Source organism: Salinivirga sp. (assembly GCF_055145285.1).
On the sequence record NZ_JBSRDC010000080.1, the window covers coordinates 14519 to 30691 of the forward strand.

Annotated in this window: 14 protein-coding genes; 8 read left to right on the forward strand and 6 right to left on the reverse strand. The window is 40.7% G+C overall.

Translation table 11 applies throughout. From position 1 onward, the window contains the following. Nucleotide 1 precedes the first annotated feature (1 nt). From ACTB0Y_RS16455 to ACTB0Y_RS16475, 5 genes are all read right to left on the reverse strand, one after another. Nucleotides 2–328, reverse strand: a complete 327-nt coding sequence (locus ACTB0Y_RS16455) for a nucleotidyltransferase domain-containing protein (protein WP_463207931.1) — start codon at nt 326–328, stop codon at nt 2–4. Between the two features lie 24 nt (nt 329–352). Next, nucleotides 353–763, reverse strand: coding sequence for a nucleotidyltransferase substrate binding protein (locus tag ACTB0Y_RS16460; RefSeq protein WP_463207932.1), 411 nt, complete (start codon nt 761–763; stop codon nt 353–355). 343 nt (nt 764–1106) lie between these two features. Next, nucleotides 1107–2492 carry a Glu-tRNA(Gln) amidotransferase subunit GatD gene (gatD, locus tag ACTB0Y_RS16465; protein WP_463207933.1) on the reverse strand — a complete coding sequence of 462 codons (1386 nt, stop codon included), beginning with the start codon at nt 2490–2492 and terminating at the stop codon, nt 1107–1109. Nucleotides 2493–2497: 5 nt separating this feature from the next. Continuing rightward, entirely contained in the window at nt 2498–4471 is a 1974-nt protein-coding gene (gene gatE / locus ACTB0Y_RS16470) for a Glu-tRNA(Gln) amidotransferase subunit GatE (protein WP_463207934.1), read from the reverse strand. Between the two features lie 327 nt (nt 4472–4798). Beyond that, entirely contained in the window at nt 4799–5419 is a 621-nt protein-coding gene (locus tag ACTB0Y_RS16475; RefSeq protein WP_463207935.1) for a peroxiredoxin-like family protein, read from the reverse strand. Nucleotides 5420–5612: 193 nt separating this feature from the next. On the opposite strand from ACTB0Y_RS16475, the gene ACTB0Y_RS16480 reads away from it, so the two are divergent. The 7 genes from ACTB0Y_RS16480 to ACTB0Y_RS16510 all read left to right on the forward strand — a co-directional run bounded on the left by ACTB0Y_RS16480 (nt 5613) and on the right by ACTB0Y_RS16510 (nt 14231). Further along, a complete protein-coding gene (locus ACTB0Y_RS16480; RefSeq protein ID WP_463207936.1) occupies nt 5613–7274 on the forward strand; it encodes a BCCT family transporter in 1662 nt (553 codons plus the stop codon). An 18-nt stretch (nt 7275–7292) separates the two neighbouring features. After that, nucleotides 7293–8213 carry a universal stress protein gene (locus ACTB0Y_RS16485; protein WP_463207937.1) on the forward strand — a complete coding sequence of 307 codons (921 nt, stop codon included), beginning with the start codon at nt 7293–7295 and terminating at the stop codon, nt 8211–8213. Nucleotides 8214–8224: 11 nt separating this feature from the next. Then, entirely contained in the window at nt 8225–9106 is an 882-nt protein-coding gene (locus tag ACTB0Y_RS16490; protein ID WP_463207938.1) for a glycine betaine ABC transporter substrate-binding protein, read from the forward strand. Between the two features lie 191 nt (nt 9107–9297). After that, complete coding sequence (locus tag ACTB0Y_RS16495; RefSeq protein ID WP_463207939.1) at nt 9298–10233, forward strand: hypothetical protein; 936 nt, start codon at nt 9298–9300, stop codon at nt 10231–10233. Between the two features lie 164 nt (nt 10234–10397). Then, nucleotides 10398–10886 (forward strand): RNA polymerase sigma factor, encoded by a 489-nt coding sequence (locus ACTB0Y_RS16500; protein ID WP_463207940.1) that lies wholly within the window; start codon nt 10398–10400, stop codon nt 10884–10886. Continuing rightward, nucleotides 10879–11730 carry a FecR family protein gene (locus tag ACTB0Y_RS16505; RefSeq protein WP_463207941.1) on the forward strand — a complete coding sequence of 284 codons (852 nt, stop codon included), beginning with the start codon at nt 10879–10881 and terminating at the stop codon, nt 11728–11730. Before ACTB0Y_RS16500 ends, ACTB0Y_RS16505 begins: the two co-directional genes overlap by 8 nt. Further along, nucleotides 11727–14231 (forward strand): carboxypeptidase-like regulatory domain-containing protein, encoded by a 2505-nt coding sequence (locus ACTB0Y_RS16510; protein ID WP_463207942.1) that lies wholly within the window; start codon nt 11727–11729, stop codon nt 14229–14231. Before ACTB0Y_RS16505 ends, ACTB0Y_RS16510 begins: the two co-directional genes overlap by 4 nt. A 211-nt stretch (nt 14232–14442) precedes the next feature. Here the strand turns inward: ACTB0Y_RS16510 and ACTB0Y_RS16515 are convergent, their stop codons facing one another. After that, nucleotides 14443–15654: an MFS transporter gene (locus ACTB0Y_RS16515; RefSeq protein WP_463207943.1), complete on the reverse strand. Its 1212-nt coding sequence runs from the start codon at nt 15652–15654 to the stop codon at nt 14443–14445. A gap of 192 nt (nt 15655–15846) precedes the next feature. Here ACTB0Y_RS16515 and ACTB0Y_RS16520 point away from each other — a divergent pair, with 192 nt between their 5' ends. Next, the gene (locus ACTB0Y_RS16520; protein WP_463207944.1) at nt 15847–16170 is read left to right on the forward strand and encodes a TraR/DksA family transcriptional regulator; all 324 of its coding nucleotides are present in this window, start codon (nt 15847–15849) and stop codon (nt 16168–16170) included. Nucleotides 16171–16173 lie beyond the last annotated feature (3 nt).

Here is a 16173-nt window from a genome sequence, read left to right on the forward strand (position 1 = left end):
TTCAAGTTGAGTTAACATGCTTTGTATAAAACTTCTTCCCGAATTTCATGATATGTGTTTTTAAAGCCTCATTTTGTGTGTTTTCAATATGAACTACATCTACAAAATACGGTATAGGTAATTCTTCATTCAGCTTGCTTTTTAAGTTCATCAATACCTTTGGATTTATTTTACTGCCTGATACGGCAATATCCACGTCGGAACCCTTTTTATGGTTACCCATGGCACGTGATCCAAAAATAAAAGCCGCTTCAACTTCACTTGTAGCTTCAAGAACTTCCATAATTAGATTGTATGTTTTATCATAAATGCCAAAAGGGTTTTCCATAAAAATACTTTTTAAATCGTTTCGCTAATCTTCTAAATTATTGCTAAGATATACCTTAAATTTTTCAATTTCAGGAAAGAAGAGATTTACAATGCTGTTTAATACCTCGTTGAAAATTTTTTCGTTGTAAGTATGCGCCATAAGGTTTCTTTGATTTAGCATCTCAAGCCAAGCTTCTCCATTGTTAATTATCCCTGCTTTGAATGCGAGTTTGATGGCATCTCTTGGGAACTTGACAGATTCACCCTTACTTTCGAGAAAATCTTTCATTGTTTTCCATGCCAATTCAAAAGTATATTCAAATCTTTGAACTAATCCTTCTTTCTCAAGTTCACTTAGTTTATCAAATGAGCAAACCGCTTCATTCAATTGTATAAATGCACCATGGAAGTTTTCATAGCGCTGCTTCCATCTTATTGACTTAGAATTTTCCATTGGGTAAACAGGTTTTATGCAAAGTTATTAAAAAACAAGGATATGATTCAGGCTGGTTGGTCTTATCTTTTTTTTGACGACCAATCGGGATAGCCTGCCCTGCTGCAAGCGGTTTTTTTTCCCGGTAACAAGCTGTTTATATTTATTTTTCACAATAATCATATGCGTGCCTTGGTCCGCCGAAGCTACGCGAAGTCGTAGTGTGTTTCCGCCAGCCAGCATATGTCATGGGGGTTTCATAACTTAATGAGGGAACATCATCGTAAAGCCACCGCTACCATGTTTGAAAATGGGGCGGGGATATAAATTATCCGATCTTGGTTTCAGGTTTGTTAAGTCACGTTTATTTTCTCACCTTCTGTACAAATTCTTCCACTTCGGGCACGCCACCCTGATACACCAAATATCCGTTGTAAGGCTCGCGCTCGGTAATTTCATCGTTGATTGGTGTAAGCATCATTTCTTTGACTTTTTCAGGATCATCGGTTTGTCCAAGGGCCCAACCCAGCTTGATGAACGCCACCTCCGGAAGCATATTGCCGGCGGGAACAATGCCCCGCGCCATCATGTCGCGGCCGGTATCGTAAACAAACATGTGTACGTAGCCCCAAATGGTCTGTAATGTCATGTACATGTGCACCCCTTTTTCGTGGGCACGCTCTATGGCCGGATACAATTCTTTGTTCACGTGACCAAGTCCAGTGCCCACAATTATTATCCCTTTGTAGCCGGCATCAACCAGTGCGTCAATTGTATCGGGTTTCATGCCGGGGTAATAGTAGAGCATGGTAACCTTATCGCTGAAATAAGGTAAAATTTTCACGTTACGGTCCTTACGGCGGGGTTTGTAATCTTTGTGGATATGTTCTATTCCGGTTCGTCTGACCATGGCCAGGGGTGTGTGTCCAATTGTTCGGAATGTGGAGCGGTATGAAGAGTGCATTTTTCGCACACGGGTGCCCTTATGCAACAATCCGTAATCGTCTGAAGTTGGCCCAAACATAGAAACCATCACCTCGGCAATGTCGCCGTGCCCGGCTGCGTACATGGCGTGCATGAGGTTCAGTGCGGCATCGGAGCTTGGGCGATCCGAAGAACGCTGCGAACCTACCAGCACGATAGGTACGGGTGCATTTTGTACCATAAAAGTCAAGGCTGCCGCAGTGTGATGAAGTGTGTCGGTTCCATGACCTATCACAATGCCATCAATACCCTTTTCTATTTCTTTGCCTATGGCTTTGGCCAGGGCAATGTATTGGGCAGGCCCCATATTTTCGCTGAATACCGCAAACACCTTTTCGGTTTCAAGGTTGCAAATATCGGCCAGCTCCGGCACAGCACCATAAAGCTCACCGGGCGAAAATGCCGGTATTACAGCGCCTGTTCGGTAATCGAGCCGAGAGGCAATTGTGCCACCTGTTCCAAACAATTTTACACCAGGCAGCCCTTTTGAATAAGGAAACTCTTGCTCAGGAATGGCATAGTTGGCCTTACTGTAGCCAACCTCTTTCATGGTGTTGATGGTTTTGATGTCGATACCGATGTTGTATCCGGTGGCAATTTTCATTACAATGTGTTCATCGTCCTGGTGTTCGGCGCGTGGAAGCACGGTTCCTTCAAAGTTCCCACGCGTTGTTTCCATTTTGGCTTTTCCCCAAACGCGTACGTTATATTTTTGTAATATGGCTAATGCTTTTCCTGTATAGCCCTGAAATATATCATTATCCATGTCAATTATTTTTTACTGTTGAGTTCTTTTTTTAGGGTGGCATAATCAAGATTTCCCATTGCACGGTGGCGTAGCTCGCCCATGATCCAGTTGTTTTCAGCATCATGATTAGTTTTTCGACCGATTTCGCGGAATTTTTCACGCAAAAAGTCCACCGGTGCAATAATTTCTTCTTTGCCATGTGGTTTATAGCGAATATCTGTTAGCACGGATTCAAATTCCATTTGCGGCTGTTCATAAATCATTGGCAGCATGGGATACAATATGTTTTTCTCCAGTTTGCGTTCGCGTGTAAATTTGAACATTCCGTAAACTATGTGGTAATCGAAGTTTCGCCCCTGTTTGTAGTGACCCTCTACATATTTTAAGTACTGACCAAAGAAAGTCCCTGTAAATTTGGGATCGAAATCAAGTTCTTTTATAACCCTTTCTATGTGTGGAAAGAGGTTTTTACTTAGAATAAAAGTAAATGTGTCTTCTGGAATATCCCATTTTTTAAGTTGCTTGTAACGGTCAATAATATCCTTTGGCAAGTTTTCCCGTAGTTTTTCAATATAGTCATCGGGCAATGGAATGGGCGCCGAATCAGTATCGGGATACATGCGGTCGGCACCGGGGAGCACCCGTTCAAAAATGGTTGTGCCATCTTCAAAAGACTTGCGTGTTTCTTTGGGAACTCCTTCAAAAGCCATTTGGCAACGTTCCTGTATGGTTTCCAGGGCGGTTTTAATATCATCTTCGGGTCCACGGAAAATTAGCATGGCATCTTTTTCACCTGCTTTGAGCGTTTTTTTCATCTCATCCCAGAATTTTTCATCGAATGTAGGTTGCAATTCCTCTGTATGAAACATGTTCGGATGCTCAAGACATGCCACAACCTTAAGTCTGCCTGAAAGTTCATCGGCAAACATTTTTCCTGGCTGCGTGAAGTGGGAGAGTATGCTCTGAAAATCAGGCAATTTTACCAGTACCAGTTTTTCATTTTGCTGGAGGTGATCTTTTTTAAATTTTTCTGAGATACTGAGTTTGTCAATATTCAGCATTTTATGACTTATTGCCCACTTCTCCGGATCAATCTTACGGGATTTAAGTTCCTCGCGAATGGCCAAAAGAGCCCATTGGCGGAAAGCTTCGTTGTGGGTAAGCTCGGGAATCCATTTGGTGTGCGATACTCCTTTAATCTCTACCCGCGTTCCTCCTTCACAGCTTACGTTCACGTCTTGTCGACCCGCGCCCGGGCCAGTAAGCACTTTTCCGGTGCTGCGGTTTAAAAATCGAATATAGTCACATGCTTCTTTTACCTCGTCGGGGTTTACCATGTCGGGGTAAGTTACCGTTTCGATCAATGGCATTCCAAGACGGTCTGTTTTGTATATCCGGTTGTGACCAACATCTGATATTTCGCGGCACGAATCCTCTTCAATACTTAGTTGAATGAGCCTTACGGTTTTGTTTTTTAATTCAATGGCACCTTCCACACCTAAAATAGCTGTGCGTTGGAAGCCAGTTGGGATGCTGCCGTCGAGGTATTGTTTACGGGTAATGTGCACTTCACCAACTACGTTGAGTTTCGAAAGTAGTGATATTTCCAGGGCAATGCCTAATGCCTCCCGGTCCATTAAAAATGGCGGTGTGTCATCAACCTCATAGGTACAGGCATTTTCGTTGTTGATGCGGTAAAAAATATTTTTCCGTGTTTTGAATTCCATCAGTGCCGTGCCGTCATATTCCCCCAATTCGCTTAAAGTTGGACGCATGTGTCGAATTAATTCGGCATCGTAATTATCGTCATCGTGATAAATGCCGGCCGGGCAACGGCAAAAAAGTTTGTATTTGGTTTTCAGTTGCTGGTGCACTTCCAAACCCGACATGAAACCAATGCGGTCGTAAGTTTTTTGGTCGGATTTTTTACGGGGTTGATAGCCAATTTCCTCCCGGGTAGCTTTATAATTGGCTTTGGGGTCGAAAGTATCTTTCATTGTTAAGAGGTTTAATCAAAAGGTAGCATTTTATAGTTTTTGATTGCAGTAACAGCGCTACCTTCATTCAAAATGCCCCTAAATGTAATGAACAGTTTTACAATTGCCAAATGTAGAGATGGTTTTTAGTAGTCAGTATATTTGAAAATATTTCAGGGTTCACTCGGTCACCGCCAAACCCTGAATGAGACACGGCGTGTGTATTTCGATTACCTGTACGAAAACAAAAATGGCCGGACAGTTCATCTACAAACACACACCGTGTCTGCGCTGTAAGCTATACCGGAGAGGTACCGCGCAGAACCGCTTCACGCGGATGGTAAACCATTAAAGCGCATCTAAAATAGATTTAATGCTTGCCCGGTTTTTATAATTCGGATCAAATTGCACGAAATCAATGATCCCGTCTTTCCCTATCACATAAGTTGCCGGAACGGGAAGTTTTGCATCTTTTTGATTGTTGTTTTCAGCAATATCTGCCCGAAGGAACGTTTTTATTTTTTTCTCGTATTTGTCCGTTACTTTAAATTCCACTCCATATTTGTTCATGATTTCACCGTCGGTGTCTGATAAAATTTCAAATTTGGCATCGGTTTTCTTAATTGTTTTTTGTACACCTTCCTGTTTCTCTGGTGTGACGGCAATTACTCTTGCACCTTTTTGGGTAATGAGCTTTAAGGAATCTTTATAGTTTTTTAAATATTTACTGCATACCGGGCACCAATAGCCCCTGTAGAAAATTAAAACAACTTTTTCATCTTTCAATACTTCATTGAGGTCAATGCTTTCTCCGGTTTGATTTTTTGCCCTGAAATTTGGAGCCTTGTCCCCGATTTTCAGGCCTTCAGGTGTGTTGGTGTCTGTATTTATCCCATACTGTTCGTAATTTTGAGCTTTAGCTGTTAGAGCAGCTATTAATAAGGTTAAAGTAATGGCAAAGTTTTTCATTTGTTTAGGTTTAATTATTACATATTACGTTAGTCGTATTGTTTTGTTTATCCTTACAACATTTTTCATAATGCTGACTATTAATAAAGTTATGCCGGCCAAACACATCTTGTTTTTGTTTTTATTTAGAAAAGGCATATTTTAGTCTTAAAAAGTAAAATTTAGAAAAATGTTGATCATTTAAATATCATATATGGGGAAATCTAAGCAGAAACCACACGACAGTGAGGCCCATTTGAGGAGTAACAAACGTTATTTTGATGTTGATGGGCCAGTTTTTTGGCCGGCGGCCGTGTTGATTGTTTTATTTATTGCCATTACGCTTATTGTTGGACAACCGATGGATAAAGTTTTTTCATCTATTCAGGATAATATTTCTGATTATGGTGGATGGTTTTTTGTACTATCGGTTAATTTTTTCCTCTTTTTTGTGTTTTTCATTGCCTTTAGCAAGTATGGTAGAATCAGGCTTGGAGGCGATCGTGCTAGACCTGAATTTTCGCTTGGGGCTTGGTTTTCCATGTTGTTCAGTGCGGGTATGGGTATTGGTATACTTTTTTGGAGTGTTGGAGAACCCATGAACCACTTCATGAGCCCTCCGCAAGGTGAAGGTGGAACTGTAGAAGCAGCCAGCTTATCAATGAAAACCACATTTCTTCATTGGGGAATGCATGCATGGGGGATTTATGCACTCGTAGGTATGGCGCTGGCATTTTTTACCTTTAATAAAAAGTTGCCCTTGACAATTAGCTCTGTTTTTTATCCTCTGCTGGGAGAAAAAGTTCATGGCCCATGGGGTAAAGCAATTAATGTCCTCGCTGTTGTGGCTACCTTGTTTGGTCTGGCTACCTCGCTTGGAATGGGTGTACAGCAGGTTAGCGCCGGGTTGGCCCACTTGTTTGATTTACCCGATACTGTAACATCTCAGGTGATACTGATTACACTGATTACATTTGCCGCAACAGGTTCTGTAATTGCCGGTTTGAGTGGGGGTGTAAAAAGGCTCAGTCAGCTTAATATGTACCTGGGAGCATTGTTTTTGTTATTCATGGTACTGGTGGGCCCTTCGTTATTTATTTTTGATTCTTTTATACAAAACGTGGGTGCTTATGTTCAAAATTTCTTTGAACTATCAACATGGACTGAAACATACCAGCAATCTGACTGGCAAAATGGGTGGACTGTATTTTACTGGGCCTGGTGGATCAGCTGGTCACCTTTCGTAGGAATGTTTATTGCCCGTATTTCGAGGGGGCGCACCATAAAAGAATTTGTACTGGGTGTACTAATTGTTCCTTCGCTGCTTACTTTTTTCTGGCTGTCAACTTTTGGCGGAAGTGCCATGTATCTGGAAATTAACGCTATGGCCGACATTGCGGGGGCAGTATCTGAAAATGTAGCCACATCGTTATATGTACTGTTGGAAGAGTTTCCACTATCTATGATAACTTCCATTGTGGGTGTTGTGCTGGTGACAAGTTTTTTCATAACATCATCTGACTCCGGATCTTTGGTTGTGGACAGTCTTACTTCAGGCGGAAAACTCGATGCTCCGGTACCGCAGCGTATTTTTTGGGCATTAACCGAGGGTGCTGTGGCTGCTGTTTTACTGTTAGGCGGAGGTCTTGGAGCCCTGCAAACGGCAGCAATCTCCACAGGCTTGCCTTTTGCCATCCTTCTGATTGTTTTGGCATTCAGTCTGCTGAAAGGTCTCAAGGCAGAATATGCCAATATGATGGAGACAAAAAGAGCTGATGAAAGAAAAAATTATCAGGATACCATTGCTAATCTTATTCGCAAACGCGATAAGTCAAAAGCTACTGGGAAAAGTAATGAGCAGAATGATAAATTATAAACTTAATAAATAAAAGCTATGTATCAATTCGATCATATATTAGTCCCACTCGACCTTACGGAGATGGATCATTTCCTGATTCGTTACAGCAACTTCATGGCTGAAAAGTTCAATCCCAAAAGCATTACCTTCATGCACGTGGTGCGCTCTTACGACATTCCGAAAGATATACTTTCTTCTTTCCCTGATATGGATGCTCCCCTTGTGGATATTGTGAAGGAAGAATTACAGGAAAAGGTAGATGAGCGATTCAAACATCAGCAAGATGTTAAAACCATTGTTACAGTCGAGGAAGGCTATACCACAGAAACTATTGTGCATTACACCCAAAAGCATAATATTACGCTTACTTTGATGGGCAAAAAAATTGGCTATCAGGGTCGGGGTGGTGTAGTTCGCAAAATATTAACTATTACTCCTTCTTCTGTGCTACTTATTAGTGAAACTACTCAGCCAAAAATTGAGCACATCATGGTTCGGATGGATTTTAGCAAAATAGCTGCCATCAGTATGAAAATGGCGCTAAGGTTAAATGAGCTTACCGGAGCAGAAATTTCATGCCATCATGTGCATAAACTGCCGCTGAAATATTTTCCGCAAAGCAGACCTGAAGATGATGAGCGTTTGCAAAAACATGTGGAAAAATTCAATAATAAAGAGTATCAAAAATTTGCCAAAAAACTTAAAATTGATGAAAAATCTATACCCTGCACCTGGTCGCTTGATCTTGAAAACGAGGAAGCCCATATTTTGTACAATCAAGCGCTAAACATACAGGCTGATATGATTCTGATAGGGTCAAAAATAAAGTCAGAGCTGGCCGATGTAATTCTCGATACAACCTCGGAAAAGCTTGCCGGACCTGAGAAAAATATACCGGTTTTTTTGGTTAAAGACCGGAAACAAACACTTGGATTTTTAGAAACATTGTTCGACTAAACTCACAACTTATGATACGTAATTCGTTAGTAATAGTATTGTTGGTATCCATGAGCCTGCTTCTGGCGGGTTCCTGCGATTTTGAAACTGTTAATGAAGAACAGGAGCGCGTCATAAAACTGGTTTATACCGATTGGTCAGAAAGTGTTGCGCTCAATCATCTTTCGGCGTATCTGCTGGAACAAAAACTGGGTTACAAGGTAATAACCAAGCTTACAGATGTAGAAACGGCCTATGCGGAGCTTGCCAATGGTCAGTTCGATGTATTTACAGATGCCTGGTTGCCCCAAACACATCAAAAGTATTATAACCGCTACGCCGACAGTTTGGATATGATTAGCATATTATATCCTGAAGCCCGTACCGGCTTTGTTGTCCCTGATTATAGTCCGCTCAAAAGTATTGATGATTTAAAGAACTACAAACAACCCATCGTAGGTATAGACTCCGGTGCCGGTGTAATGCTTAAGGCTCGTAATGCTATAAAAGTTAATGGGCTGGAAATGCCTTTGCAGAGCTTATCCGAGAAGGTTATGGTATCGCAGCTCGAGGATGCCATAAAGCGTCGTGAAGAGATTGTAGTTACAGGCTGGGAGCCACATTGGGTTTTTGCGCGTTTTGAGGTGCGCTTTTTGGAAGATCCCGAAGGATTGTTTGGTGAAAAGGAGAAGATTTATGCTATAAGCCGTAAAAATCTTGAACAAAACCATCCACATGCCGTGCGTTTTTTCGAGCGTATGCAACTCTCTGAAAAACAGCTCAATTCTTTGGTGTACGAAATACGGGTGGCAGAAGATCCTGTGCAGGGTGTAAAGAAGTGGATTAAGCAAAATGAATATGTAGTGAATCAGTGGGTGAAAGATCTGAAGCCGGTACGGAAGAAGATAATGTGAAAAGAGTACAGATTAATAACTTAAAATGAAATTATATTTAAACCCGGTAACGCATGCTGTTAGCCGGGTTTTTTAAGTTTTGAACTTTTTAATTAGGTTGGATTCTTAAAAAAAAAGACAATTTGAGGTAGGGTTAAATTGCTCCGAAGCGGTATAGCTATGAAAGATTTTTTAACTTAAAACCTAAGATTATGAAACGAATTGTTTTTTTTATTTTTAGCCTTTCTGTTATAGTATTTTTTAGCTGCGAAAACCCGGATGATGAAGTTACCAACGAAACACTATTATCTGATGAGGAAAAGGCTATGGTTACTGATGATGCCGCTGCCGACGATGCGACAGAGGCACTCGCGTATGAAGTAGATTTTTTCAGCGGAACAGAACAGTCCATTGCTGGTCTGGAAGGAGGCAATCTGAAAAGCACCAATAATTGGGGAATGCGTTACTTAGATGGAGAAGGCCCAACTGTTACGGTAGATCCACTTGGCGATGTTTATCCCAAAACCATAACCATAGATTATGGCGATGGTATAGAACTAATGAATGGTCGCATAATAAGTGGAATTATTACCATTGAAGTATCTGCGCCACCATTGACCAACGGCGCTACACGTACAGTTACCTACACGAATTTTTATGTGGACTCTGTTAATATTGCTGGGGAGGCTACCAGAATATTTACAGGCACTGATAGTACAGAACATGTTTTTTCGGGTGTGAGCGACTTAGTGTTGACCTTTACTGACGATACTCAACTTATTCGACATGGCGAACGCACAAGGTCTTTAATTGAAGGCTTCGAAACCGTTTTCGATCCTTCTGACGATCTGATTTTGATAACAGGGTTTGTCAATTATGAAACAACGGACTCTACCACCTTTAGTAAGGTTATAATTAATCCATTGACAAAAATCGGTGATTGTAGATTTATTGTTGAAGGAACCGTTGAGTTTAGTATCGATGGTGAGCTGTTTGCTGAGCTCGACTATGGCGATGGAACTTGCGATGATATTGCAACCATCACAAAAGATGGCGAAACTCATCAAATAACCATTGGTAACAGATACCAGCACCATAACCGTAACAGAATACGGCACAGAAACGGACCCCAGGGTGTGGTTGAATAAAAATTAATTGATTTTTTTAACAAATAAGCGCTCAGTAGGTTTCATATCAGTTTAAGATCTCGTAAAAACAATTATTATATTGCTTCCTGCTGAGCGCTATTTTATGTTGATGCTCTGAAAAGTAAATTGTAATTTTACTTGTTGGAATTTTAAAATGCCGGATTTTGGACCAAACCCAATTTAAACAACTTTTCGACCAGTTTTTTGAGCGGTTAAGAAACTATATTTTTTACCGCTCTGGCGATCCGGAACTGGCAACTGATATTGCACAGGAAACTTTTATGCGCATCTGGGAAAAAGGAATTGACCCTGACAAAGGAAAAGAAAAAGCATTGCTCTTTAAAATAGCAGGAGATATTTTCGTGAGTAATTACCGTAAGCAGCAGGTTGCGCTTAGATTTGCCGATTCCATAATACAGACAAACAGCAGCCTGTCCACAGATGACCAAATTTCATATAATGAATTAAAGCATAGATATGAAAAGGCATTGTCGGGAATGAATGAAATGCAACGAGTTGTCTTTTTAATGAGCCGTAACGATGGGTTGAAATACCAGGAAATTGCATCAAACCTCGATATTAGCGTAAAAGCAGTAGAAAAAAGAATGTCAAAGGCCCTCGAATATTTAGATAAGCAATTAGTACATGAATGATAAAAACCAACATATTGATCAGCATCATCGCTTTTTTGAGCGTACAGATATTCCATATTCCCGCTCAAAGGAGGATGTGTGGGAGGCCATGATGAACAGGCAAAAGCCTGGAATTAAAAAAACAGTAAAGATCCGGAAACTGGCAGTTTATTGGTCTGTTGCAGCTACGGTGATTATTCTAGTTGGATTGACAGCTTTCATGCGTTTTTATAGCTTAACACTTCATACTCCTGCGGGCGAGCATTTAACCAAATTGTTGCCTGATAGCAGTAAGGTTTATCTTAATGCCAAGACCCAAATATCTTATCATCCTTACTGGTGGCGTTTTGCCCGGATAGTTGAGCTTGAGGGGGAAGCCTATTTCGAGGTGCGCAAGGGAAGTGCGTTTTCTGTCAGTTCAAAAACAGCGACAACAAAGGTGTTGGGTACCCGTTTTAATATCTTTGCAAGAGGTAACAAATATCGCGTCCAGTGCATTTCCGGACAGGTGGAGGTAAAGGATTATTTGGGCAATAAACAAGTGCTGAAACCTGACCAGGCTGTGCATGTATTAGCTGAAGGAAGCCTGAAGTACATTGAAGAAGGTGGAGCAAAACATGCCATATCATGGACCAAAAACCGTTTCGTATTTACAGCAGCACCATTGAATGAGGTGTTTTTGGAGATGGAACGCCAATTTGATCTGGAAATTGATGTGCCGGTTTCTGTCAGCGGCTCTTATACCGGTAATTTTGAAAGAGGTAGCTCACCCGAAACCATATTGCGCATGATTGCCCGTCCGTTTGGACTTAAAGTGGAGAAAATAAAACAAAAAAAGTACAGGATTAGAAAAATCGGAAATTGATTTATAAAGTCATATCTTTTTTATTGCTGCTTGCATTGCTCAGTGCGCCACTCAAAGCGCAAAAAATAAGCATTCAGGCAACAGATGAAGCCCTGAGTGATGTTTTGGTTCAACTCAGGGACAGCTATAATTTGTCTTTTTCTTTTGATAATGCAGCACTACAAAAATACCGGATTACAGTAAATAAGACCTTTGAAAATCCCGAAGAAGCACTGCGCTTTATTGTCAGGGATCTCCCACTTGATTTTGATAAATCGGAAGATGTATGGGTTATATATCCAGCACCTGACAAACAGCAGCCTGAGCATAAACCAAAATTACAACTGATCAGCGGACAGATTTTTGAACGTAAAACGCATGAATCACTTCCTTACACCAATATTGTCATCAATGGACAGGGCACTATTTCTGACGCCAATGGATACTTCTCCTTCCGCTCCAGAGACAGTATTTTTAACATGAACATATCACAATTAGGCTATTATAGAATTGATACAGTACTTAAGCCCGGTGCGGATTATCAGATAGAAATGATTCCGGCCATAGAGTCTTTGAAAGAAATTGTCATTACAGACCGATTGCTTGAAACATTTGTTTACGCTGAATCCAGGGCAGGTGTAATGCGCATGAACCATAAAATTACTAAGTTTTTACCCGGAAGCAGCGATAACTCTGTCTTTAATTTGCTGCGCCTTCAGGCTGGCATACTGGCCTCTGCAGAAGCTTCAGAAAACCTGATAATTTGGGGCGCATACGAAGGTCAAAGCCGAATCCTGTTTGATGACTTTGTGCTTTTCGGATTGAAAAATTTCAATGATAATATTTCCGCGGTTAACCCTTATGTGGTGAAAGATATAAAAGTTCTAAAGGCTGGTTTTGATGCTTCATATGGTGATTGTGTAGGAGGTATTGCTGATATATCAGGAAAAAACGGGAATCAGCGTAAATTTGGGATGGATGTGAGTGTAAATAATTATACGGTCAATACCATGATAGAAATGCCTGTAGGGAAAAACGCCTCTTTGTTAGCGGCTTTTCGTCATACTTACCACGATTTATATCCGAGTGAAAACCTGGATCCCTTTACAAGAAAAGGACAAACATCGGATTCAGATATTACCATTTTGCCGGATTATGTTTTTAGGGACCTGAATTTTAAGTATTCGTTCCGTAACGATAGCGGATTGCATTTTCGGGTAAGCATGCTTGCCGGGCAGGATGCTTTTTCCTATAATATCGATGAACCATTTAACCAACGGTTTCAACTGTTGCGTGAGACATCAGAAACCAATTTACAGCAAGGAGCATCAGTTGTAATGGGCAAAGATTACAAAAATGGTTTCAGTTCAAAGTTTACGGTAACCTATTCGGCCCTGGATTCTTATTTTGAAAATGATCAGCAGATTATCAACAACAACAATAATAATGCGGTGCGTAGCGAGTTGATTGAAACAATTAATAAAACACAGGAATTGACAGCAGAGCTTTTTTCACGTAAAGCTATTAATAAGCACCATCAGCTCGAAGGTGCACTGAAGTGGACCGGTAATAGATCCACATGGAAAGAAGATTCTTTAAACGTGAATTTTATCAATCAGCAAATTTTAGGTTCACATATTACTTTAATGTTTCAGGATAGAATGACATTTGGGAAATTTACCTTTTTACCCGGATTGCGGTATGTTCATTTACCCTATCTGAACCAAAGTTTTGCTCAACCGCGCATTTCGGCCAGTTATAAGATAAACGAACAAATGAACCTGAGTTTTGCTACAGGGCTTTATAATCAATATCTGAGCAAAAGTTCCGTGCAGGATGAAAATGGAAATTACCGTTATATGTGGACTGTTGCAAATGATTCTATTTACCCGGTTTTGGGCGGCAGACATCTGACAGCATCATTAACCTTTGAGCAGGGTAAAACACAGGCCAGTGTTTCGCCTTATTACCGAAAAACTAAAGGATTGACCCGCTATGTGAATTTCAGGCAATTGGATGTTGAAGGTATTTCTGAAGGAATGGGGCGTAGCTATGGATTCGATGTTTATCTGAAGCAGAATTTTATGGGCCATACGGCTTGGCTTTCTTATACCTGGAGTAAAACCGAAGAACTGTTTGATTATTTTGCGGACGAAAAATACCATTTTGCTCCGCATGATCAAAGACATGAGTTGAAGTTGGTCTCTATGCTGAATTTTGACCCCTTCTATTTTTCAGCCAACTATGTTTTTGGGTCGGGCTTTCCGATTCCTGATTATAGCCAGGTCCCAATTGATATTTCGCGTACTCCATACCATCGCCTTGATGTGGCAATGACTTATAAATTTCATTTTAGGCGATTTTATGGTGAAACAGGATTGTCGGTGCTCAATGTGTTCGATCGCGAAAATTTACTCTATTCTAATTTGGAACGGGTTCCGGCCAACCAGACCACTACCATACAAATTTATGAGCAGTCAGTACCTTTTACGCCTGCAATTTTTCTTAAAATTGGATTTTAACCGCATGCTTATATGCTGTAGCTAGTTGTGCTGTATGCCCCACCAGACTTTCAATTGAAAATGCATCATCACAAAGGCAGGCAAGTGATCTGTTTCAAAGCTTCCGTTGAAGTGAATTGTAATATTTCGTTTTGGTGGTCAAGGCCGTTCCGCACCATGATGTCTTTGTTGTTATATAAGCTTTAATCACCGACCCGTCAGCAGAATCGGGTTAAGCTTTTATTTTTCTGCTGCCATTTAATGAAGCCAGAACAGAGGCAATGAGTACCACAGTAAAAATAGTTGAATATGAAATGTTCATGTCAAGAAAAATACCGAATACAATAGGCCCGATAGCGGTACTGATAACCATTATGGTAATGAAGATACTGCGAATTTGTCCAATGACAGTAGCCCCGTAAATTTCAGCGAGCATTGCATCTTTAATGGTGTTACCCGTGCCGTGACCCAAACCAATTAACGCTAATGCAACCGGATACACAATTCGTTGCTCAAAAATAATGAGCGCAAGCAAGCCCAGGATGTAAAAAACCATATGGTAAGGGAATAGTTTTTTAGCCGTGAACCGGTCTACTAAAGAACCAACACCCATCATACCCACGGCACCTGCCACTGCAAAGGCGGATATGGATGCAGCCACCCATTCGGGACTCCATCCTTTTGCAGCACCCAGCTTTAATTGAAAAAAGAAGATAGCCGTGTTGGTGAAACCGATGATAAAAAGAACTGGTGTAATAATCCAGAATTTCTTTTCCCTGAGAACTTGTATGATTGATATTGTTTGTTGGTTTTTGTCTTCAGTTTGTGCACGCATTCCGTAGGCTCGCAGCCGGGCCTTCGATTGGTTGAGTAAAAAAATGGTAAAAGGAGCCACAATAACGAGACATGTAAGTGCCGAGATTTGTAGTGACCAGCGCCAACCAAGGCTTCCAATAATTAAAGTAATTATGATAGGTAGAATGGCTTCTCCAGCTGGATGTCCTACACTTGCCGCACCAATGGCTTTTCCGCGATTGGTACTAAAATATCTGGCCATGCTCGAAATAGAGGTGTGGCTCATCAGTCCCTGCCCAAATAGTCGTAACCCGTAAAAGGCAACCAGAACCATTACAATGTTATACGAGAAGGAAAGTAGTAATAAAGCCAGCACCAATCCCAGCGTAACCAACAAACTGTAGCGCTTAATATCAATTTTATCGAAAAATCCACCCGCTTTTGGAAGCGTTAATGCGCTGCCAATGGTTGCAATTGCATAAACAGTCCCAAATTCGGTGTTGCTAATGTCTAAAAGCTGCTCAATAGCAGGCACATATAAAGACAATAAAAAGGTCTGGCCAAAACTCGAAATAAAAGTGAGTAAGAAGCCAAAACTAAGCAAACTTAGGTTGTATTTAAAAAAGAGATGTAGTTGTTCCTTTACCATTAAAAAAGTTTGATAACTGTTTCGAATTTGATTTTACAGTTTTTCAACTGCATTTTTTGAATTAAGCGCACAAAAGTAGAGAAAAACTTTTGCCTACGAAAATTTCATGGAGCTGCTATATTGGGCTATATTTGTATGAGTTCAATATGGGTAAAACAAGAAAAATTAATATGATTTTATTATTTTTGAAGCATGAACAAAGATGAAATGCGGCAGAAAATTAATGAGGAAATTGCTAAAACAGAGCAACTCATTGCCGAATACAAAGAAATGACGCAGCCTGTTTCGCCCGATAATGCAATAGGTCGCGTTTCCAGAATGGATGCCATCAATAACCGGAGCGTTAATGAGTCGGCTTTGCGCAATGCAGAGGAAAAACTTCGCAATTTGAATTATGTGCTCAAAAATCTTGAGAGCAAAGGTTTTGGCAAATGTGTAAAATGTGGACAGGAAATACTTTTGGTGCGCCTGCTTATAAAGCCCGAGAGTGTATATTGTGTCAAATGTGCGAGGTAACTT